This is a genomic window from Pedobacter sp. B4419 (genome assembly GCF_059693725.1).
Genome location: NZ_JCASSL010000002.1, coordinates 1,520,143 through 1,542,320 on the forward strand (window position 1 = coordinate 1,520,143; position 22,178 = coordinate 1,542,320).

A 22,178-nucleotide genomic window follows, 5' to 3' on the forward strand; every position below is an offset into this window, starting at 1 on the left:
TTAGGTTATGTGCTTTGACCCAGTAACTCACAACCTTTAACCCATAACTTTTAGTCTATTTCTAATAAAACGGGGCAATGGTCAGAATGCAGGGCGTCTGGTAAAATGCGTACATTTTTGAGACGGTTTTCCATCGGCAGGGTAGCCAGATGGTAATCGATGCGCCAGCCCAGGTTCTTGCCGCGGGCCCCTGCACGATAGCTCCACCAGGTATAATGGTGCGGATCTTTGTTAAAATGTCTGAAGGTATCGATAAAGCCGTTGTTCATGAACAGTTCCATCCATTCGCGTTCTTCGGGCAAAAATCCAGAAGAGTTGGCATTCGATTTAGGGTTGTGGATGTCTATTTCGCGGTGGCAGATGTTGTAATCGCCAGAAATGATCAGGTTAGGGTGTTGTTTGCGCAATTCGTCTATGTACACATCAAAAAAGCGCATGAACTCGTATTTCTTCAATTGCCTTTCGTCGCCACTCGAACCCGAAGGCATATACAAACTCATGAGCGAAAAATTGTCAAAATCGGCTCTTAAGATCCGTCCTTCGGCATCAATCCATGGTTCGCCGCAACCGTAAGAAATGTTGTTCGGCTTAATTTTGGTTAAGATAGCCACGCCACTATAACCCTTTTTCTCGGCCGGAAACCAATAATGATGGTAGCCCAACTGTTCGATCAGGGCCAAAACATCAGGGATTTGTTCTTTAAGCGCCTTTACTTCTTGTAGGCACACCATATCTGCATCGGTAGCCTGCAGCCAGTTGAAAAGGCCTTTGGTAGCGGCGGCCCTAATGCCGTTTACGTTATAGGAAATAATCTTCATATCAAAATTATATATTGGTTTTGCCGGCATTTTTGGCCAGCTCTTTTTCTAGTTTTTTGGCTTCGCGCTTGCTGAGTACGGTAATCGTCATTTTTACATCTTCTTTAGGGCGGTTGTTCTTGTCGGTGGTGGCCTCTGCAATTTTATCCACCATTTCCAAGCCCTTCACTACCTCGCCATAAACCGTGTAGTTGCGGTCTAAGTGAGGAACGCCTCCGGTTGTTTTATACACTGCACGCTGCCATTCTGGGATTTTGAATTTCAACCGTTTTTCTTCCAAAACATTCAGCATCGAATCTGTAAAAACCTTGCCCTGCACGATGTAAAACTGGCTACCACTCGATTCCTTGTTCGGATTTACGTTGTCGCCTTCTCTTGCCGCGGCCAAAACGCCCTTTTTATGAAATAGGCTGTCGCGAAACTCCGCTGGAATGGTATATTTTGGTCCACCGTTGCCCAACAGCGAATCTGGCTTGGCATTTTTCGAATCCGGGTCGCCGCCTTGGATCATAAAAGCTTTGATTACGCGGTGGAATAGGGTGCCATTGTAATAGCCTTCTTTGGCCAGCTTGATAAAATTATCGCGATGCAAAGGTGTTTCGTTGTACAGTTTAATGATGCATTCGCCTTGCGCGGTGGTTATTTTTACATATTGGTGTTTAGGTTTGGCTGCAAAAGCCTGCACAAAACAAAGGCAGAGCAGGAAAGTAAAAAGTTTCTTCATGTTGGAATTGATTTGTGCTAAGTTATAAAATTAAATAATTGGTTCATTAGTTCGTTGGCTCATTCGTTTGTGCATTGGCTGATTAGAGGATTAGCTTATTGCTGAATTGTTAAATGTTGGAAGGTTTAAAGGTTGAAATGTGCTGTGTGCCCAAAGCGCTAAATCCTGCTTTCTGTTAATTGTTAGCGGGTTGTTTGAGTTAGCTGATGGTGTTTTGGAGCGCAATGGCTCTAAGGCAGGTTAAAGACAGTCCAACTTTACTTGAGCCAGTGCAACCAAGCTATGTTTCCTAAACCCGATTGCAACGTAAAGCCCGCAGCGATTTTACGAGCGAGGACTTGAAGTGGAAGGCGGGGCTATGGTAACCCAAGAGCACCGAAGCCTGCTTTTCTCTTAAGAATGTTACTGCTTATTCCATCTTCCATTTTACCTCTTCCATTTTCCTTAATTCCTGATTTATAATCTGCTAGCAAAACCACTCAAAGCAATATTTACCAATTTTTAACAATTATTCCAAAATGTTTTCAAAAATTTATCTATAGCTTTGCACGCATGAAGCTAAAGCAAAAACTTGCCCTCGGTCTTTCTGCCTTTTACATGATCAGTGTAATTGGCGTGGCTTTGAGCATGCACTTTTGTGGAGGCAAACTGGCATCGGTTTCGCTGTTTGCCAACGAGGTAAGCTGCAAATACTGCAAGGCAGAACCCGTAGCCAAAAAAGATGATGCCTGCTGCAAGAATACCAAAGTTGAGGTTAAGGTAAAAGATAACCACAAGGCAGAAAGCTCATTTAAATTGCCTAAGCTTTTTAGCTTAGAACTCATCCTTGGCCAAAGGGTGGCTGATTTTTTCAGACCATACTTCCCAGATTTCTTTAGCAAGGCAGAGAACAAAGCCCCGCCCAAATCTACACGGGTTTCGCTGCACCTGCTCAACTGCGTTTTCAGGAATTAGCCTAAATGAACATCGACCTGCAATGGCGTTGCTGTTGTATGTCTATTAATTTCCCCCCATTTGGGAGAATGGTGTATTCATTTAAAAAATTCAGACATGAAAACGATTAAAATAACGATCGCTTTTTTGATGCTTTTTGCGATAAACAAAGTATCGGCCCAACAAATTACTGCCGTTGAAATGCAGGTAACGGGACTAACCTGTTCCATGTGTTCTCAGGCGACCGAAAAATCATTGCGCACCCTTCCTTACGTCAGCAATGTAACGCCAGATTTAAACAGAAACCTTTTTGTACTCAGCTTTAAAAAAGGCGAAGCAGTTAATTTTGACCAACTGAACAAAAAAGTACAGGATGCCGGATTTTCTGTAGGTAAACTAGATGCAACTATAAACTTTAACCAGGCACAGATTGACGATAATGGCCAGGCCATTGTAGGCACCAATGTATATCGTTTTGCCAATGCCAAAAGTAAGGTGCTTAACGGTCCGGTTAAAGTAAGCGTAATCGACAAAAACTTTATCTCTAACAGCGCATTTAAGCAAAAAGCGAGCACTGTAAAGTTTGATTCATATGCCAGCGGAACAGGCGTAGTTAATGGTAAAAAAACCAGGATTTACCACCTCAGCATTTAGGCCATGATGAAGAAAATCATCTTAATGGCACTTTGCTTATGCGGTGTGCAAGGCCTTTTTGCACAAGAACTGTATGTATTTACCGAACCGGCCAGCAACATGCCTTCTAAGTCTATCGGCGTGAGGCTAACCAACGAGGGCCAATTTAACCCCGACTTTAGGAGCCGGAGCATTGCCGAGGCCATGGTAGGCGTAAACAAAAACCTGATGTTTCATGTGCAGGGTTTCCTGTCTGATATGGATGGCAATTACCGTTTGGAAGGCGGAAGTGTATATGCCAAATACAGGTTCCTTTCGCTCGATGAGGCACATAGCCATTTTCGTGCGGCGGCCTATGGCCGGATCAGTACCAGCAAAAGGCCAACCTTTAGCGAAGACATCAATTTGGAAGGCGACAATAGTGGCTGGCAAGGGGGCTTGATCTTTACGCAATTGCTGCACAAGCTGGCGCTTTCGGCTACTTTGGGCTATAGCCAGGCTTTTGATAGGCCCAGCAAGCAGCTGTCAGGGATGCCACAACCCGATCAAATGCTGAATTACAGCCTGTCGTCGGGTTATTTGTTGTTACCATTTGTGTACAAAAACTATAAACAGCCTAATTTTAACCTGTACCTCGAAGTTTTGGGCAAAACCAATCCTGGCAATGGCCATTCGTATGTAGATTTGGCTCCGGCCGTACAAATGATCATCAACAGCCAAACGCGGATTGATTTGGGCTATCGCTTTCAGGCGGCAGGAAACCTGGAAAACAGGTACCTCAAAAACATGTACCTGGCAAGAGTAGAATTTAATTTTTTTAACGTATTAAAATAGAGCAAAATGAAAAAGATATTTTTAATGATCGCTGTAATCGGCGCAACAATTGTAACCGCAAACGCACAAACTGCAAAGCAGGAATTCGGAAAGACATTGCAGTCTTATTTCGACACCAAAAATGCTTTGGCAAAAGACAATGTAACACAGGCAGGCGCTGGAGCTAAAAGTCTATTAGCCAATTTAGCCGCTTTCCCTGTAAAAACATTGCCCGAATCGCAACAGGCAGAATGGAAAAAGCAAAGCGAAGAACTGAAGAAATATGCCACTCCAATTGTGGCCGAAAAGGACTTGAAAGTACAAAGAAAAAGCTTTGAAAACGTTTCTTCGGCCATGATCAAATTGGTAAAAGCCGTAAATTTAAACAACGCAACAGTTTACGTTCAGTACTGCCCGATGGTAAAAAGAAGCTGGCTAAACGAAGTAGAGGCCGTGCAAAATCCATTTTATGGCAGCAAAATGTACGACTGTGGCGAAGTAAGCGAAACCATTGCCAAGAAATAGATGAACCTGTATATCAAAAATATGGTATGCAACCGTTGCAAAATGGTGGTTAAGGCCGAGCTCGAGCAGCTGGGCTTTAACCCTGTTGCCGTTCATTTGGGCGAGGTAGAACTGCTTCAAGAAAGCTTAACCGAACAGCAGACTGCTGCCATAGCAAATGCGCTGACCAAGTTTGGCTTCGAGTTGCTGGCCGATAAGAAGAAGCAAATGGTTGAACAGGTCAAAACAGCAATTATTGAGCAGGTGCACTATGCTAAAGAACCATTAAAAGTGAACTTTTCCGACTACCTGAGCCAAAAGCTTGGGGTAGAATACGGAACATTAAGCGCCGTGTTTTCTGAAACGGAGCACAATACCATCGAAAAATACATCATCCAGCAAAAAATAGAAAAGGTAAAAGAGCTGCTGACCTATGCAGAAAGCTCCTTGAGCGAAATTGCCTACCTGCTCAACTATAGCAGCGTGGCACACCTGTCTGCACAATTCAAAAAAATAAGCGGGCAAACGCCATCAGCCTACAAGTTAGCACAAGATGCCTCACGTAAAACCCTAGACGAAATCTAGGGTTTTTCATTTCTTACCATAGGTCAACTGCTGAGAACAGACCTTGCCGTAATTTTGTTTATTCTTAAAACATAAACTTATTGTGAGATGAAAAAATTATTCCTATTCCTATTGGCAAGCAGCATCAGCATTGCTTCCTTTGCCCAAACCAAGTATACCGTAGATCCGATGCACTCTTTTGTAGGCTTCGATGTAAAACACATGGGCATTTCTTTTGTAGAAGGCTCGTTCAAAAAGTTTGAAGGTTCCCTAACAGCCAGCAAAGCTGATTTTACCGATGGAAAGATCAATTTTACGGTAGATGTAGCGAGCATCAGTACCAGCGTAGAAATGCGCGACAACCATTTGAAAACAGATGATTTCTTTAACGCAGAGAAATTTCCTAAAATGACTTTTGAAAGTACTTCTTTCAAAAAAAGGGCAGTAAAATCGCCAAAACAGCAAACCAGCACTTATGTGTTGAGTGGTAAACTAACGATTAGGGATGTAACCAAAGACGTTAAATTTTTGGTAAGCTATGGCGGTACCGCAAAAGACCAGCAAGGCAACACCAAAATAGGTTTTCAGGCTACAACCACCATCAACCGTTTAGATTATAACATTAAATATGATCCAACCGGAGCTGGCGTTGCGAAAGACATCAAGATTACCTTGAACCTGGAATTTGCCCAAGCAAAATAACCCACACAAATTTTTGGCCCCATGAACACACTTCACCAATTTAAAAACTTTACTTCCGGATTAAACGCAACGGAATTAATGCCTGTACTTTTTATGGGGCATGGTTCGCCAATGAACGGAATTGAAGTGAATGAGTTTAGTGCCAAATGGGCCGAAATAGCCAAAAACATTCCAGTGCCGGCTGCCGTTTTGGTCGTGTCGGCACACTGGTTTACTCAAGGCACCAGGATTACGGCGATGGATTTTCCGCCAACCATCCACGATTTTGGAGGCTTTCCGCAAACTTTGTTCGATGTACAATATCCGGCACCGGGAAATCCGCAATTGGCAAAAGAAACGGCTGATTTGATAAAAGGAACTTCCGTGATTCTAGATCATGACTGGGGTTTGGATCATGGGGCTTGGTCGGTGGTTAGAAATATGTATCCCGAAGCCAATATTCCGGTTTTGCAGCTCAGCATCGATTATACCAAAGACGCTCGTTACCATTATGAATTGGCCCAAGAGTTAACCGCGCTAAGGCGCAAGGGCGTGCTCATTTTGGGCAGTGGCAATATGGTGCATAATTTGAGAATGATGAGCTGGGAAATGATCAATGGCGGAGGTTATGACTGGGCCTTGGAAATGGACGAAAAGTTCAAATCCCTCATCCTGAACCAAGACCACCATCCGCTCATCAATTATCAGCAAATGGGACGGGAAGCCTTATTGGCCATCCCAACACCTGAACATTATTTGCCTTTGATGTATACCCTGGGGCTTCAGCAAAAAGGTGAAGAAGCAACGTTGTTCAACGATAAGGCCGTAGGCGGATCGCTAACGATGACTTCGGTAAAAATAGGCGCCTAATCCCTTAGCTTTCAAAATATTTTAAGCCATAGATTAATCCGTTAGTCTGTGGCTTTTTCTTTTCGGCCTGTAATTATGTAAATCTTTCTGGTCAGGATGTAACAGCCGAGGTAGCTGATGTGGGTAATTTTGTCTATTCAAAAACGATGAAATGACACATACCTATCAAGTAACAGGCATGACCTGTTCGAGTTGCGAAAATAAAGTAAAAACCAGTCTGCTTTGGGTACCAGAAATTACCGAAGTAGAAGTTTCTAAAACCGATAATACCGCTACCATTACCATGGATAAACACGTGGGCATTGGCACCCTACAGGAAGCCCTTGGCGGTACAAGTTCTAAATACCAGATTTCGGCCATCGCCCATAACGAACTGGTTGAAGAAACCAAATCCTTTTGGCAAACCTATAAACCCGTATTGTTGCTTTTTGGCTATGTAACGCTGATTGCGTTGATCGCCAGTTGGCAAAACCAAGCCGTAAACTGGATGCTGTTTATGCGGTTTTTCATGGCTGGATTTTTCCTTTCCTTTTCTTTTTTTAAGCTGATCAACCTGCAGGGCTTTGCCGATAGCTATTCCATGTACGATATCATTGCCAAGCAGTTTAAAGGCTGGGGCTACATTTATGCCTTTGTAGAATTGGGTTTGGGGATTGCCTTTGTGGTCAACTTTAATCCCCTGCTTACCAATTGGATTACCTTGATTGTAATGGGACTAAGCATTATCGGCGTGCTACAAAGCGTGCTGAATAAAAAGAAAATCCAATGTGCCTGTTTAGGTGCCGTATTTAACCTGCCCATGAGCACCTTAACCATTATTGAAGACGCCTTAATGATTGCCATGAGTGCGGGAATGTTGTTCTATTTTGCTTAAACCCAAATCTTAAAATAAATGAAAAAACTAACATTCATTCTGGTATTGATGGCCACAGCTGCCCTTAATGCCTTCTCGCAAAGCAAAAACGAGCCAGCTCAATTGCTCAGTTCGTATTACGCCATTAAAGATGCCTTGGTAAGTGGCAATGCCACCGAAGCGGGGTCAAAAGCAAGCGAGTTTTTAGCAACGGTTAAGGCAATCGACCCTAAAACGTTGGCAAAAGCAGATCAACAAGCCTTTGTGGGCTTAAAAGAGAAATTGGCATTTGACGCAGCGCACATTTCAGAAAGTAAGGATGTTGCCCATCAGCGCGATCATTTTGCCTCTTTCTCCACCAATTTTTATGCTTTGGCTAAAACGGTAAAACTATCGGCACAGCCTATTTATCAGCAATATTGCCCAATGAAAAAGATGTATTGGTTAAGCAGCGAACAGGCCATCAAAAATCCGTATTACGGAAAAAGTATGCTTGCCTGTGGCAAAATAACAGACACCATTAATTAGAATTCGCCGTAAATTGTATTAAATGAAGAAGATCGTTTTCCTTAGCTTGCTCTCTATCATCGAACTCACTCAGTTTGCCCAAGAAGCCATTGCGCAAGAAAAGCAAATGTACACCTGCCCAATGCATCCCGAAATTAGGGAAGAAAAGCCGGGAAAATGCCCAAAATGCGGCATGAAGCTGGTACCTGAAAAAACCGGGGAAAAGAAAGCGGAAAAATCTTCGTTGACCTTTAATACGGTTAAAAGCAAAGAAAAGCCACGAACCGTTCGCTACGACCTATACGTTGCGGATACCGTGGTTAATTTTACTGGAAAGCCTAAACGGGCGATTGCAGTAAATGGCAGCATTCCTATGCCTACGCTAACTTTTACAGAAGGCGATACGGCCGAAATCTATGTGCACAACAACCTCGATGAAGAGACTTCGCTGCACTGGCACGGGCTGTTTTTGCCCAATAAAGAAGATGGAGTGCCCAACTTAACACAAATGCCTATTAAGCCCCATTCTACTTATGTCTATAAATTCCCGATTATTCAACACGGTACGCATTGGTACCATAGCCATACCGAACTGCAGGAGCAGATAGGCATGTACGGCGCCATGATCCTGAAGAAAAGGGAAGAGCCAGATATTCCGACAATTCCGATTGTGTTGAGCGAATGGGCCGATATGAAGCCCGAGCAAATTGATCGAAACCTGCACAATGCCACCGACTGGTTTGCCATTAAAAAAGGAACGACGCAAAGCTACGCCGAGGCGATTAAAGCGGGGCATTTTGGCACCAAAGTTACCAATGAGTGGAAGCGGATGAATGCAATGGATGTAAGCGATGTATACTATGATCGTTTCCTGATTAACGGGCAAGAGCAGTTTAATAACCAAAACCTTAAGGCAGGAGACAAGGTTCGCCTGCGGATTGCCAATGCCGGCGCATCTTCTTATTTCTGGCTTAACTATGCTGGCGGAAAAATAACCGTGGTAGCCAGCGATGGCAACGATGTAGTGCCTGTAGAGGTAGACCGCTTGATGATTGCCGTATCCGAAACCTATGATGTGGTGGTAACTATTCCCCAAAATAAAAGCTATGAATTTTTGATCACCCCAGAAGACCGTACCAAATCGGCTTCAATTTGGTTGGGCAATGGCGAAAAGGTAAATGCCAAAAAAATGCCCAAACTCAAATATTTTGAGGGCATGAAGATGATGAACGATATGATGGACATGAACGGCAACATGATCGAGATGAAGGGTATGAAAATGCAGAACCAGATCATGGACATGAATACAGTGATGTATCCCGAAATGGACGAGCCGATGGCTGGCCACGATATAGAGAGCATGGATAAGCCGATGGGCAATTCGAACATCGTTACCTTAAACTACGAAATGTTGCGCTCGCCAGTTAAAACCACCTTGCCAAAAGGACCAACTAAGGAACTTAAATTCGAGCTGACGGGCAACATGAACAGGTATGTATGGACCATGGACAACAAAACGGTTTCTGAGGCAGATAAAATCCTGATTAAGAAAGGCGAAAACGTACGCATTATCCTCTACAACAACAGCATGATGCGCCACCCGATGCACCTGCACGGCCACGATTTTAGGATCCTGAACAAGCAGGGCGATTACGCGCCACTTAAAAACGTACTCGATATTATGCCGATGGAGAAAGACACCATCGAGTTTGCTGCAACAGAAAGTGGCGACTGGTTTTTCCATTGCCATATCTTATACCACATGATGAGCGGCATGGGCCGGATTTTCAGTTATGAAAATTCGCCGCCAAACCCAGAAATTCCAGATCCTAAACTCGCACAGCGCATGCTTTTTGCCGACGATCGCATGTTCCATTTCATGGCCGAAAACGATTTTGCAAGCAATGGAAACGACGGGATGGCCATGTTGGCCAATACCCGGTGGAACATTAGTACCGAATGGCGCTTGGGCTACAATAAAATGCACGGTTTTGAAACAGAAACGCATATAGGAAGATATTTAGACCGGATGCAGTGGCTCATGCCTTTTATCGGCTTCGACTGGCGCTACCGCAGGATGGGCGAGGATGAGCAAGAGAAAAATATTTTTGGACAGAAGAACACCAAAGATAATAGAGCCGTGGCTAGCATTGGGCTTCAGTATACCTTGCCTATGTTGCTACAGGCCCGAGCCGAAGTTTATCATGATGGAAACATACGCCTGCAGTTGATGCGAGAAGATATTCCGGTTTCCAAGCGCCTACGAGCAAGCTTTATGCTCAATACTGATAAGGAATACATGGGAGGCTTGCGTTTCATCGCCACTAAAAACATCGCTTTAAGTACGCACTACGATAGCGATATGGGCTTTGGCGCTGGTTTGGCTTTGAGTTATTAACGGGAGAATCCGTGGTGCATCCGTGTCCTGTGCCACACAGGACAAACCATATTGAAATGATGAGATGGGCTGTGAGCCACAGCCCATGGAGATGTAGTATTCGAAAAAATTATGCGTTTTGCTATGTCCCACTTTGGAGGGGGCAGGCTATATTTTTTCCACTGCTTCCTCGGGAGGATAAACAGGAATAGTTGCCCCTTTGAAATCTTTAATGTTTCGGGTAACAATAAAATCCATGTCTTCTATAGTATAGGCACAAAGCATTTGAATGGAATCTTCGAAGTCTTTATGGGTTGATTTAAGCGCTTTTCTAATCGTGTCTTGTGTAACTGCAATAAGTTGAACATAATCCAATAAACTGTAAAGAATATCCCTTAGTTTTTTATCGTCAACATATTTTTTAAGCAGATAGTAGGTTGTAGCAAAAGCATGAGAAGAAGTAAAAAGTTGTGCCTTTTTAATTTCTGCTTGATTAAAAATAGTGATGGCAAACTTACTGAAAGGCTTTCTGTCGGCAATAAGGTCTACTAGAATGTTAGTGTCTACGAAAATCCTTTTCATAGGTGTTTGCGCTCTAAGTAATCACGTAATTCTCTTTCTTCGTTAAACTCCTCAGGAAGTTTAACTGCACCAACAATCTTTTTTAAGCTAGGAGAGATTTTTACATCATGATCCTCAACTGTGATGGTTTCGAGGTATTTCTCAACTAAATCAGATAAGCTGCGCCCCGTATGCTTGGCATAAGACTTAGCTTTTTCGATTACTGATTTTTCTACGGTTAATGTGAGTTTTGTTGTCATGACACGTGTGATTATTCCAAATATACGTATTGTTTCGAAAATAAACAAAATTCATAGATCGGCGTCTAGGCCGACACACCAGTTAGAAGATTAAGTTTAGTACTTCTTCCTTTTGTAATTAAACTCAGATTTGATCAGCTTGCCACCTATGCTGCCTTCAATCCAAGCGAAAAGCTTGTCTTTACCTTGGTTCTCGTATACAATGCGCTGTGGGAAATCATGCGCTTTGTTCTCGAAAATGAATCTGTTTTTTGGACTGGTAATCAGCTTAAAACTTGTCGTTCCGGCATTCTCCTGTTCCATCTCGGTTACGATAAAAACAATGTCTTTGCCTGCTTTTTTAAGTTCAACACTTTCCATCATGGCACTGTCGCCATTAAGGTCGTGGCGATAGCTTTTACCAATCAACCCATCGGGCGTGGCTTGCCAGTTTTCGCTCATTTGCCTTTGGCTGTTTTAGTTTCCCAATAGCCGAGCATAAAATTAAATTGTTTTAAAGAATTTTCTTGGCCATTGGCAACCAGGTAGATGCAAAGGCCCAAAACAACAAGGGCAAGAGAAAGGCTTTTTTTCATCTCTTTATAATTTGTTTTTTAATAGTAAAGTAGATTTGATATGTGCCAGATGATGTTTGCCATGCCAGGCATAATTGCCCACCAGGTAACCTAAAGTATTTTGTTGCTTGGATTCTGGATGAAAATAGGTCCGTTCAAAATCTGCAGGAGCCAAGGTTTTCAATAAGGCTACTAGCCTTTGGTGGATAGCTTTTAAAATGGCAATCGAAAGTTGGATATCACCGCTTTTGGCATCTGCCAGCTCGGCCCAGCGTTCCTCAAAATAAGGTCTAATAGCTGGGTTTTCTTCGGTTAGGGTAAGGTGAATCCTAGTATAGGCATTGATATGGCTATCGGCCAAATGGTGCACTACCTGTCTTACCGTCCAGCCACCCGGGCGATAGGGAACTTCGAGCTGTGCTTCGCTTAAATTTAAGGTGGCTTGTGCGATCAATTGTGGCAGTTGTGCTAAATCTTCTATCCATAACTCTAGCTGATCTGCATTTATTGTGGCTGGCGGAATATATTTTCCAATGGGAAATTTTAAGGTCTCCAAATCTTGCATGGTTCCAAATTACATAATTTTCCGCAAGAGTTTAAGCACCCATTCCTTTCCCTGATAAGGCGGATAGATCATTTTGTTAAAATCAATTCGCGACTGAAAGACAACGGCCCGCTCATGCGAAAAGTTCTTAAAGCCAAAAAAGCCGTGGCTGCTGCCTATTCCGCTACTATTTACGCCACCAAAAGGCAGTTTGGGATTGGCAATATGAACCAATACATCGTTGATGCAAACCCCTCCAGAACTGGTATTTCTGATGATTTTTTTGATGTTTTTAGCATTGCTGCTAAAAATGTAAAGCGCCAAGGCCTTGCTTTTGGCATTGATCTGCTCAATGACGTCGTCTAGGTTTTCATAGCTGATAATGGGAAGAATGGGCCCAAAAATTTCTTCCTGCATAACTTGCGCATCGGCGGGAACCTGACTGAGCAAAACCGGATAAATGGTTTGGCTTTTTTCGTCAAAAGTACCTCCCCAATTAATTTTCGCCCCTTTTTCTACAGCTTCCTCAACCAGGCGCCTTAAGCGCCCAAAGTGTTTGAGGTTGATGATTTTTGCATAGGCTTTGTAGTCAATCTGATCTTGGCTTTTAAAATAGAGCTTTTGTGCGGCGGTTTTATATAATCCTATAAATTCCTCTAGGCGGTCTTGATGCACAAAAATATAATCCGGGGCAATACAGGTTTGGCCGCTATTGATCAATTTGCCCCAAGCTATCTTTGCGGCGGCCTTGTTGAGGTCAACCTCCTTGTCGATAATGGTGGGCGATTTGCCCCCAAGCTCTAACGTAACTGAACAGAGATTTTTGGCCGCGGCTTCCATCACTACCTTGCCTATGGCAGTACTTCCGGTAAAGAAAATATGATCAAAAGGCAGTTTAAGCAACGCCGAAGCCAGATCGGCATTGCCCTCAAAACAGTCGACCTCCTGGTCTTCAAAAACAGACGCGATAATTTTTTTGACCACGGCTCCGGTTGCGGGGCTGATTTCAGAAGGTTTTAGCATCACGCAGTTGCCGGCAGCAATGGCCGAAATCAGCGGGCTCATGGTCAGCTGAAAAGGATAGTTCCAGGGCGCTATAACTAAACAAACACCTTTAGGTTCATAATAGATCCTGTTTTTGGAAAAGGGATTGCTCAGCGTTTTGCCCGCACGTTTGGGACTCATCCAGTCGCTCAGGTTTTTGATGGCGAAATCGAGTTCTCCATATACAAAAATCAGCTCTGTAAAGGCCGTTTCAAATTGGCTTTTTCTGAGGTCTTTATGCAGCGCCAGGTTAATTTCGTCTTCATGGTTTTCGATGGCTTCTCTCAGTTGCCTGAGTTTGGCCATGCGCTGTGCCGCATTTTGCTTTCTAAGTGTATATTTGTACACTTGTTGTGCTTTAAAAACAAGATCTATTTTTTGTTCCATCATACAGCGAACCCATGAGTTCTATTGTTAAATATAGTTAAACGACAATAAATTTCATGAAAAATACATCTTATTAAAGCATATTGCACTAATAATCGAATTCCCTGGTACCATGAAGAAACTTTTATTTCTTGCCTTTGGCCTCTTCACAGCAACATTAGTTGCAAAAGCACAAACATTAAGACCAGACGTACTGGTAATTGGCAATGGAAATGCAGCTGTAGCAGCGGCTTTGCAATCGGCCATTTCTGGGGTAAAAACAACCATTTTGGTGCAGGCAGGAGGCTTTGATATTTCGCCAATCGGCAACGATCTCCAATCGGGAATTCAGGCGGCCTTTCTTAAAAAGCTGCGCGAAGCCAAGCAGATAAAAGACAGTACACAAGCTGTTCCGTTCGACAAGCAAAGTGCTAACGAGGTATTGGTTAAATGGACAGACAGCACGAAAAACCTGACGGTAATTAAAAACGTAATGTATACCAAAGCCGAGCGCTCGGGCAATAACTGGTATTTTAAGCTCAGTGATGGCCGCGTACTCAAACCACAGGTACTGATTAACCCAGGCGACAACAAACTGAACGAAATACTTAAAATTGTGGCTCCAGATCAAAATTGGAGCAAGCTCGATTATAGCAACACCATTTACCGTACCAACGTGGCTGTAGGTAAAGCCCAGAACGGAACTACCGCAAATATCTTCTCGCTCTATCAGTTGCTGATTCCCAAACAAGAAAACCTGATTTGGATCAAAGACCCACAAAGCATGCTAATTGGACAGGCTGGAGGTGCAACCGCGGCCTACGCGGCTTTTTTTAAAACCAAAACTTCATTGGCTGATTTAAAAAAGATCCAAGGCGAGCTCATCAGCTACAAATCGGACATCATGCCCTTTGAAGATATCAAAAACAGCGATCCAAATTGGAAGGCCATTCAGATGGTGGGGCTTACCGGGGTATTAAAAGCACAAGTTGGCAGTACTGGCGCACAGTTTTTGCCCAATCAATTGGTGAGCACCGAGGAAGTGAAACAACCCATTAAAGATTTCTATTACAAGGCACAAATTTGGTTTGATGACTACAAGAATAGCCAAATGACCATCGGCGCCGCCGTTGATATGATTTGCTATGTAGGCAATAAATCTCCAGAAAACACCAAGAAAGAACTGGAGAAAAAATGGACCGCAACCTATAAGTTTAGCACAACATTCGATCAGGCCAGGCAAATCAGTCGTAGGGAACTGGCTGTTTTATTGCAAGATTATATGCCTCCTTTTAACGTAAACGTTGATCAAAAAGGCAAAGTGGTACGTTAGAAAAGCCACATTGTAACATTTGTAAAATCTTGCCTTACTTTAGGTTAGGTGAGTGCTTTTTTCTATAAATTGCACGCATAACCTAAAACAAACATGAAGAAACTTTACCTTTTTCAGCTGTTTTTTCTAGCTGTGCTATGCCCATTTTTTGCGCAAAGCCAACAAGATTACAGCAATAGTGCCCGTTTAGCCCAAAGGGTTAAAGCCTTGGCCGAAAAATACCCGCAATGGGTTAAATCAAAATCGCTTACCCAAACTGCCGGTGGCAAAGACATCTGGATGCTGACCATTGGGAGCACAAATGCCGATCAGAAACCTGCTATTGCGGTAGTAGGCGGCGTAGAGGGCAAACACCTTTTGGGGGTGGAAATGGCCATTGGCTTTGCCGAAAAATTAATGGCAGCCACCAATACCGATAGCATTAAAACCTTGCTCAACAAACAAACATTTTATGTGTTCCCGAACATGAGCCCTGATGCCACTGAGCAATATTTTGCCAAGGTTAAATCAGAACGCAGCGGCAATGCCACTAAAACCGACGATGACCGCGACGGCAAGCTGAACGAAGACGATGTTGACGATTTAGACGGCAATGGAAAAATTACCATGATGCGCGTGCTAGATCCAACCGGAAAATACAGGCTTAATCCAGATGATCCGCGCTCGCTGATCTTGGCCGATGCCAACAAAGGCGAAAACGGCAAGTACATCTTGTTGCCAGAAGGCATAGACAATGACAAAGACGGCGAAGTGAACGAAGATGGTGAGGGTGGCGTACACTTTAACAAAAACTCGAGCTATAACTACAAAAACTTTATTCCGGGAGCGGGAGAATATGCCGTTTCTGAGAATGAAAACAGGGCATTGTTCGATTTCCTTTTCGATGCCTTTAACGTATATGCGGTAGTTACTTTCGGGCCAACCAACAATTTGTCTACGCCGGTAACCTTTAATCCGGCAGCTATTGCAAAGCGCGTAATTACAGGTTGGTTTGATGCCGATGCCAAAAGCAATGCTTTGGTTTCGGAGCGCTACAATAAAATTACCAAAACCAAAGATGCGCCAAAAACCCAAGCCGAAAGTGGTGATTTTTCTCAATGGGCCTATTTCCACTACGGTCGGTTGAGCCTGAGCACACCGGGATGGTGGGTGCCAAAAACAGCACCAGACTCCACTAAAAAAGAAAAGAAATTTACCAATGAAGATGTAGTTGCTTCTTACCTGCGCTGGGCTGCCAGCCAAGGAATTGCGGATACATTTACGCCTTGGAAAGCAGTTAGCCACCCCGATTTTCCTGGCCAAACCGTAGAGGTGGGAGGCTTGGATCCCTTTGTATTGAATAATCCACCCTACAAATTGGTTGATGGCATTGTGAGCAAACATACCGATTTTTTGGTAGGCTTGGCAGGCATGGCACCACAAGTAGAGCTGGTTGGCCTCAAAACCGAAAAAGTGTCTGATGGATTGACCCGTGTTACCATAAAAGTAATGAACTCGGGCGATTTGCCAACCTATACCAAAATTGGCGATCGCAGTTACTTCCTTAAAAAGATTGCCGTAAAAGTAAATACCAATGCCAACCAAACCGTAGTAAGCGGACGTAAATCGCAAAGCCTAGAAAGCATTGCCGGCAAAGATTTTAAAGAACTCACCTGGTTGATTAAAGGCACAGGCAAGGTAACCATCGATGCCGGTAGCCCAACAACAGGCAGCAAATCAATTGAAGTAACACTATAATCAAGACACAATGAGAATTAAACAGACTATTCTTCTGGCTGCAATGATTTTGTGTGCTGGAATTGTAAAGGCCCAAAAAGCCGAAAATATATTGGCTGCGGTAGGTACGCCGCCCAACCCGAAAGTAGTGGTAAGCTGGAACCGTTATAACGATTACGCCGCCATTACCGACATCTGCAAAAGACTGGCCGCGGCTCATCCCAATTTGGTGAAGATCGAATCGATGGGCAAGTCGTTTCAGGGCAAAGACCTTTGGGTAATGACCATTACCGATACCAAAGTGGGCACGGCCGATAAAAAACCAGCCATGTACATTGATGGCAACATCCACTCTAACGAAATCCAGGGCAGCGAGTTTGCCTTGTATACTGCCTGGTATTTGGTAGAAATGTACAATGCAGGCAATAAGACCATCCAATCTTTATTGGCGGATAAAACTTTTTATATCGCACCAACCATTAATCCAGATGCAAGGGATAATTTTATTCATCAGGCCAATACCGCACACTCGCCGAGATCGGGCATGATCCCAATTGACAACGATAGGGATGGGGTAACCAATGAAGACGGATTTGATGATTTGGATGGCGATGGACAGATTGTAATGATGCGTCGCAAAAGCGCTACTGGCCGTTACAAAGTTGATCCAACCGATCCGCGCCGCATGATTATGGTAGGCAACGATGAGAAGGGCGAATATGAACTATTGGGCTCTGAGGGAATTGACAACGATGGCGATGGTTTTGTAAACGAAGATGGCGAAGGTGCCTATGATCCTAACCGCGATTGGGGTTGGAACTGGCAACCCAATTATATCCAGGGTGGCGCTTATAAATACCCTTTCTCATTACCTGAAAACCGTTCAATTGTCGATTTTGTAATGAAACACCCTAACATCGCGGCTGCACAATCTTACCACAACAATGGCGGTATGATTTTAAGAGGACCTGGCGCGCTAGAAGATTTGGATACTTACAACGCTTTAGACGTTCGCGTATACGATGCCTTGGGTAAAAAAGGCGAAGAAATGCTGCCGGGCTATAAGTATCTAGTGGTTTACAAAGACCTTTACTCGGTATTTGGTGGTGAGCTGGATTGGTTTTATGGCGGTCGTGGCATTTACACCTTTTCTAACGAATTGTGGACAGGCTATTCGATGTACAACAAAGCCGATGGCGAAGATAGCCAGAACCAGATCTATACCTTCGATAAAGACCTGTTAATGAAAGATGCCTTTGTTGATTGGCATGCTTATAAGCATCCGCAATATGGCGATATCGAAATTGGCGGTTTCAAGAAAACCTATACCCGCTTGCACCCAGGCTTCTTGCTCGAAAGCGATGCGCACCGCAACATGGCTTTCAGTATTTTCCATGCCTACAATACGCCTAAACTAAACGTTGGCGAAATCGAGGTGAAGGAAATAGGTGGCGGATTAACACAAGTAACCGCTGTAGTAACCAACGACAGGATGATCCCTACGCACTCTAGCCAGGATGTAAAAAACAACATCGAAACTCCAGATATCATTTCGCTAAGTGGCGGAACCGTTGTGGCGGGTATGGTCGTAAATAATCGCGATATGGGCATTACTACCGAACAAAAGCTTGATCCCACCAACATTAAGGTAGGCAACATTGCGGGCAATTCTTATGTAACCGTTCGCTGGTTGGTAAAAGGAGGAAGCAAGTTCACGGTAAACGTAAACAGCAAAAAAGGTGGCGTAGCCAGCAAGTCAAATTAGTAAGGAAAATAAATAGAATCGTCATCCTAAACTCAGTTCAGGATCCCGCTCGAAAGAGATGCCGAATCAATTTTGGCATAACGAATAGAAAAAATTAAAAATGAAACCATCATGAGCTTGTCGCTCACAAATAGAGATGATATCCTCATGATAGCTTCATAACCGCCAAAAACAATTATATACTGATGAAAAAATACTTTGTATTCTTTTTGCTGGCCGGATCGGCCGTTGCACAAGCGCAGCAGTTGGCGCCGTTAAGCGTGCAAAAAATAATGCGCGACCCAAAATGGATGGGCGTTTCGCCAAGCAACTACCGCTGGTCTGCCGATAGCAAAACCGTTTTCTTTAGCTGGAATCCAGAAAACAAGGAAAAAGACCAGGCCTATAAGGTGAGCGTATTGACCAATAAGCCAGAAGTTACCGAAGACAATGCGGCCGAAAAAGCGGCCGAAACCAATTATGCCTATAACAAAGACAAGTCTTTGGGCTTATATGAAAAAGGCGGCGATATTTATTTCTACAACTTTAAAACCAAAAAAGAATCGAGGCTAACCAACACCTTAGACCGTGAAGGTGGCGCGCGTTTCCTTTACAACAACGATGTGGTTTTTCAGCGTGGCGATAACATGTTCCAACTGAATATGGCTACCAATGAATTGAAGCAATTAACCAATTTCATCAAGGGCAAGAAACCAGGCCCGGGAGCTCCAGGCAGTACGCCAGAACGAACGGCACCAAGTGTTCAGGATACCTGGTTAAAAAATGAGCAGACCGATTTGTTCGATATCATTAAAAAAAGAAACAAACAAGGAGCAAGAGGGGGCTTTAATGGTGGCGGACCCCGTCGTGGTTTTGGTGGGTCAGATGCTGGCCAGCGAAACATCAAACCGATTTATTTAGAAGATAAATTCCTTTCGGCGCTGGTGGTAAGTCCCGATGGCAAGTATGTGAGCTATCGCTTAACTACGCCGACAACCAACCACAATACCATTGTGCCTAATTACGTAACCTCTTCTGGCTACACCGAAGATATTCCGGGCCGCACCAAGGTTGGCGAAAACCTTAATGTTTCCGAAAGCTTTATTTACAATGCCGATAAAGACAGCGTTTATACGGTTAAGACTGCTGCAATTCCAGGGATTAAAGACCTTCCGGATTATGTAAAAGACTATCCTAAACAGTTAGAAGAACGCACAAAGAAAAACGAAGACCGCAAAGTAAGCCTTGGCGCACCTATCTGGAACGAAACAGGTTCAACTGCAATTATTGTGGCCGATGCGCAAGACAACAAAGATCTATGGATTTTAAAGCTTGATGCTGCTACAGGCGAGGTAAGCCTTATCGATCGCCAACGAGACGAAGCGTGGATCGGTGGCCCAGGTGTAGGCCGTGGCATCGAATGGATCGACAATAATCGTTTCTATTTCCAAAGCGAGGCTACTGGCTATTCGCACTTGTATACATTTAACGTGACTACTGGCGAGAAAAAGCAATTAACTGCTGGCAAATGGGAAGTACAGCGTGTAGACCTTTCAAAAGACAGGTCTACTTTTTACATCACCGCCAATAAGGAGCATCCGGGTATTACCCATTTCTATAAACTGAGCGTTAATGGCGGCGATTTGGTACAAATCACTTCGATGAAAGGCGGCAACGAAATCACTTTATCTCCCGATGAGAAATGGCTAGCCATTAACTATTCGTACATGGACAAGCCTTGGGAATTGTATATCCAGGCGAATAAGCCGGGCGCAAAAGCAGTACAGGTAACCAAATCTACCACTGCAGAATTCGACAGCTACAAATGGCGCCAGCCAGACTTGGTTTCGTTTAAAAACCGTTATGGTGCCGATGTCTATGCCAGGGTTTATCCGGCAACCAATCCGCATCCCAACAAGCCTGCCGTAATATTTGTACATGGTGCTGGTTATTTGCAGAACGTGCACTACTGGTGGAGCCAATATTTCCGCGAGTACATGTTCAACAATTTGCTGGCCGATAACGGCTATACGGTAATCGATATCGACTACACCGCAAGTTCGGGTTATGGCCGTGATCACCGTACCGGCATTTACAGAAACATGGGAGGCAAGGATTTAACCGATCAGGTTGATGGCGTGAAAATGCTGGTAGAGAAGTATGGCGTAAATCCTAAGCATGTAGGCCTATATGGTGGCTCGTACGGAGGTTTCATTACCTTGATGGGCATGTTTAAGGAGCCAGAGGTTTTCTCGGCAGGAGCGGCCTTGCGTTCGGTTACAGACTGGGCACATTACAACCATGGCTACACTGCGAATATCCTAAACGAACCTTTCAACGACCCAGATGCCTACAAACGCAGTTCGCCGATTTACTATGCCGACAACTTAAAAGGCGATTTGGTGATGTTGCATGGTATGGTTGATGTGAACGTTCATTTCCAAGACATCGTTCGCCTTAGCCAACGATTGATCGAACTGGGCAAAGACAACTGGGAATTGGCCGTTTATCCGGTAGAGGACCATGGCTTTGTAGAACCAAGCAGCTGGACCGACGAATACAAGCGTATTTTCAAGCTGTTTGAAACCACATTGAAGAAATAAATCACCTTGGCATCCAGAGCGTAGCAAAGGATCTATCTTCGTGCCTCGGAATGACAATCGGTGTAAATAGACATTCTCTAATTTATTGTGATGGCCATATAGTTTTTCTCTATATGGCCATCAATATTATAGATGTGCAATAAGCCAAACTTCGTTGTTTTTGAGGCTTTATTGCCGTACCTTTGCGCCATCAAAAATTTAGAAAAATCAAAAATTATGGCAATAGTAGGTAAAAAATTCCCGAGCGTTAGTATCGATGCAATCTCAGAAATGGGAGACGATTTGAAGATCAACTTATTTGAAGAAGCAGTAAATAAACAAACTAAAATTTTATTATTCTGGTATCCTAAAGATTTTACTTTTGTTTGCCCTACAGAACTACACGCTTTCCAAGCAGCTTTGCCTGAGTTCGAAAGCAGAAATACCATCGTAGTTGGCGCTTCATGCGACACGAACGAAGTTCACTTTGCTTGGTTAAACACCGCAAAAGACAATGGTGGTATCGAAGGCGTAACCTATCCGCTTTTGGCTGATACCCACAGACAATTAGCTAACATCTTGGGCATTTTAGACCAGGAAGTTGAATACGATGAAGAAGGCAACGAAGCCTATTCAGGTTCTAATGTAACTTACAGGGCTACTTACCTGATCGACGAAACTGGTAAAGTATTCCACGAAAGCGTAAACGATATGCCATTGGGCAGAAACGTAAGAGAGTATTTGCGTTTAATTGATGCTTATAGCCACGTACAAAAACACGGCGAAGTTTGTCCTGCAAACTGGGAAGAAGGCAAACAAGCAATGAATGCGAACAGAACTGGCGTAGCCGAGTACTTAAGCGCTAACTAATTTAAATCAAATCACATGTTTTTAGAATTAACAGAAGATAATCTTCAGCAATACGTAGCCGATAACAAAAAGGTAATGGTTCAATATGCGGCATCTTGGTGCGGCAACTGCAGGATCATGAAACCAAAATTCAAGAAATTGGCTGCGGAGAATGAAGAGGTTGCTTTTTTGATTGTTGATGCTGAAAAACTACCAGACTCGCGCAAATTGGCCAACGTAGATAACTTGCCAACTTTCGCAGCCTTTGATGGCGGAGCTTTGGTAGGTCAGGTACAAACCAATAAGGCAGAAGTTTTAACCGAGTTGTTTGACAAGATAAAATAAAGA

At 43.6% G+C, this 22,178-nt stretch carries 24 protein-coding genes; 16 read left to right on the plus strand and 8 right to left on the minus strand.

Going from position 1 to position 22,178, the window contains the following annotated elements; genetic code table 11:
- Positions 1-50 precede the first annotated feature (50 nt).
- On the minus strand, positions 51-818 hold the full coding sequence (locus tag AC570H_RS18000; RefSeq protein ID WP_497357387.1) for an exodeoxyribonuclease III: 768 nt from the start codon (positions 816-818) through the stop codon (positions 51-53).
- Positions 819-825: 7 nt separating this feature from the next.
- Positions 826-1,542, minus strand: a complete 717-nt coding sequence (locus AC570H_RS18005; protein ID WP_497357389.1) for a peptidylprolyl isomerase — start codon at positions 1,540-1,542, stop codon at positions 826-828.
- Between the two features lie 552 nt (positions 1,543-2,094).
- Between AC570H_RS18005 and AC570H_RS18010 the strand changes: the two genes are divergently transcribed.
- The 10 genes from AC570H_RS18010 (at position 2,095) to AC570H_RS18055 (ending at position 10,298) form a co-directional block, all read left to right on the plus strand.
- Complete coding sequence (locus AC570H_RS18010; protein ID WP_497357391.1) at positions 2,095-2,496, plus strand: HYC_CC_PP family protein; 402 nt, start codon at positions 2,095-2,097, stop codon at positions 2,494-2,496.
- 96 nt (positions 2,497-2,592) lie between these two features.
- Positions 2,593-3,129: a heavy-metal-associated domain-containing protein gene (locus AC570H_RS18015; protein WP_497357393.1), complete on the plus strand. Its 537-nt coding sequence runs from the start codon at positions 2,593-2,595 to the stop codon at positions 3,127-3,129.
- Positions 3,130-3,132: 3 nt separating this feature from the next.
- Positions 3,133-3,942, plus strand: coding sequence for a hypothetical protein (locus tag AC570H_RS18020; RefSeq protein WP_497357395.1), 810 nt, complete (start codon positions 3,133-3,135; stop codon positions 3,940-3,942).
- Between the two features lie 6 nt (positions 3,943-3,948).
- Positions 3,949-4,446 (plus strand): DUF3347 domain-containing protein, encoded by a 498-nt coding sequence (locus AC570H_RS18025; RefSeq protein ID WP_497357397.1) that lies wholly within the window; start codon positions 3,949-3,951, stop codon positions 4,444-4,446.
- Positions 4,447-5,010, plus strand: a complete 564-nt coding sequence (locus AC570H_RS18030) for a helix-turn-helix domain-containing protein (protein ID WP_497357399.1) — start codon at positions 4,447-4,449, stop codon at positions 5,008-5,010.
- An 87-nt stretch (positions 5,011-5,097) separates the two neighbouring features.
- Entirely contained in the window at positions 5,098-5,691 is a 594-nt protein-coding gene (locus tag AC570H_RS18035; protein ID WP_497357401.1) for a YceI family protein, read from the plus strand.
- Between the two features lie 21 nt (positions 5,692-5,712).
- Positions 5,713-6,540, plus strand: coding sequence for a 4,5-DOPA-extradiol-dioxygenase (gene ygiD, locus AC570H_RS18040; protein WP_497357403.1), 828 nt, complete (start codon positions 5,713-5,715; stop codon positions 6,538-6,540).
- A gap of 151 nt (positions 6,541-6,691) precedes the next feature.
- Positions 6,692-7,414 carry a heavy-metal-associated domain-containing protein gene (locus AC570H_RS18045; protein WP_497357405.1) on the plus strand — a complete coding sequence of 241 codons (723 nt, stop codon included), beginning with the start codon at positions 6,692-6,694 and terminating at the stop codon, positions 7,412-7,414.
- Positions 7,415-7,432: 18 nt separating this feature from the next.
- Positions 7,433-7,921 (plus strand): DUF3347 domain-containing protein, encoded by a 489-nt coding sequence (locus AC570H_RS18050; protein ID WP_497357407.1) that lies wholly within the window; start codon positions 7,433-7,435, stop codon positions 7,919-7,921.
- A 22-nt stretch (positions 7,922-7,943) separates the two neighbouring features.
- On the plus strand, positions 7,944-10,298 hold the full coding sequence (locus AC570H_RS18055; protein ID WP_497357409.1) for a multicopper oxidase domain-containing protein: 2,355 nt from the start codon (positions 7,944-7,946) through the stop codon (positions 10,296-10,298).
- Between the two features lie 147 nt (positions 10,299-10,445).
- Here the strand turns inward: AC570H_RS18055 and AC570H_RS18060 are convergent, their stop codons facing one another.
- The 6 genes from AC570H_RS18060 to AC570H_RS18085 form a co-directional block, all read right to left on the minus strand.
- Entirely contained in the window at positions 10,446-10,859 is a 414-nt protein-coding gene (locus AC570H_RS18060) for a type II toxin-antitoxin system VapC family toxin (protein ID WP_497357411.1), read from the minus strand.
- Positions 10,856-11,098 carry a DUF6364 family protein gene (locus AC570H_RS18065; protein ID WP_497357413.1) on the minus strand — a complete coding sequence of 81 codons (243 nt, stop codon included), beginning with the start codon at positions 11,096-11,098 and terminating at the stop codon, positions 10,856-10,858. Before AC570H_RS18065 ends, AC570H_RS18060 begins: the two co-directional genes overlap by 4 nt.
- A gap of 96 nt (positions 11,099-11,194) precedes the next feature.
- The gene (locus AC570H_RS18070) at positions 11,195-11,539 is read right to left on the minus strand and encodes a DUF6265 family protein (RefSeq protein ID WP_497357415.1); all 345 of its coding nucleotides are present in this window, start codon (positions 11,537-11,539) and stop codon (positions 11,195-11,197) included.
- A complete protein-coding gene (locus AC570H_RS18075) occupies positions 11,536-11,673 on the minus strand; it encodes a hypothetical protein (protein WP_497357417.1) in 138 nt (45 codons plus the stop codon). Before AC570H_RS18075 ends, AC570H_RS18070 begins: the two co-directional genes overlap by 4 nt.
- A 4-nt stretch (positions 11,674-11,677) precedes the next feature.
- Positions 11,678-12,217, minus strand: a complete 540-nt coding sequence (locus AC570H_RS18080; RefSeq protein WP_497357419.1) for a YfiT family bacillithiol transferase — start codon at positions 12,215-12,217, stop codon at positions 11,678-11,680.
- A gap of 9 nt (positions 12,218-12,226) precedes the next feature.
- On the minus strand, positions 12,227-13,630 hold the full coding sequence (locus AC570H_RS18085; RefSeq protein WP_497357421.1) for an aldehyde dehydrogenase family protein: 1,404 nt from the start codon (positions 13,628-13,630) through the stop codon (positions 12,227-12,229).
- Between the two features lie 109 nt (positions 13,631-13,739).
- Here AC570H_RS18085 and AC570H_RS18090 point away from each other — a divergent pair, with 109 nt between their 5' ends.
- From AC570H_RS18090 to AC570H_RS18115, 6 genes are all read left to right on the plus strand, one after another.
- Positions 13,740-14,939 carry a hypothetical protein gene (locus AC570H_RS18090; protein ID WP_497357423.1) on the plus strand — a complete coding sequence of 400 codons (1,200 nt, stop codon included), beginning with the start codon at positions 13,740-13,742 and terminating at the stop codon, positions 14,937-14,939.
- A 93-nt stretch (positions 14,940-15,032) separates the two neighbouring features.
- Positions 15,033-16,676, plus strand: a complete 1,644-nt coding sequence (locus AC570H_RS18095) for a M14 family metallopeptidase (RefSeq protein WP_497357425.1) — start codon at positions 15,033-15,035, stop codon at positions 16,674-16,676.
- Between the two features lie 10 nt (positions 16,677-16,686).
- The gene (locus AC570H_RS18100) at positions 16,687-18,420 is read left to right on the plus strand and encodes a M14 family metallopeptidase (RefSeq protein WP_497357427.1); all 1,734 of its coding nucleotides are present in this window, start codon (positions 16,687-16,689) and stop codon (positions 18,418-18,420) included.
- 185 nt (positions 18,421-18,605) lie between these two features.
- On the plus strand, positions 18,606-21,002 hold the full coding sequence (locus tag AC570H_RS18105; protein ID WP_497357429.1) for a S9 family peptidase: 2,397 nt from the start codon (positions 18,606-18,608) through the stop codon (positions 21,000-21,002).
- Positions 21,003-21,218: 216 nt separating this feature from the next.
- Entirely contained in the window at positions 21,219-21,851 is a 633-nt protein-coding gene (locus AC570H_RS18110; protein WP_497357431.1) for a peroxiredoxin, read from the plus strand.
- 15 nt (positions 21,852-21,866) lie between these two features.
- The gene (locus tag AC570H_RS18115) at positions 21,867-22,175 is read left to right on the plus strand and encodes a thioredoxin family protein (RefSeq protein ID WP_497357433.1); all 309 of its coding nucleotides are present in this window, start codon (positions 21,867-21,869) and stop codon (positions 22,173-22,175) included.
- Positions 22,176-22,178: the final 3 nt, after the last annotated feature.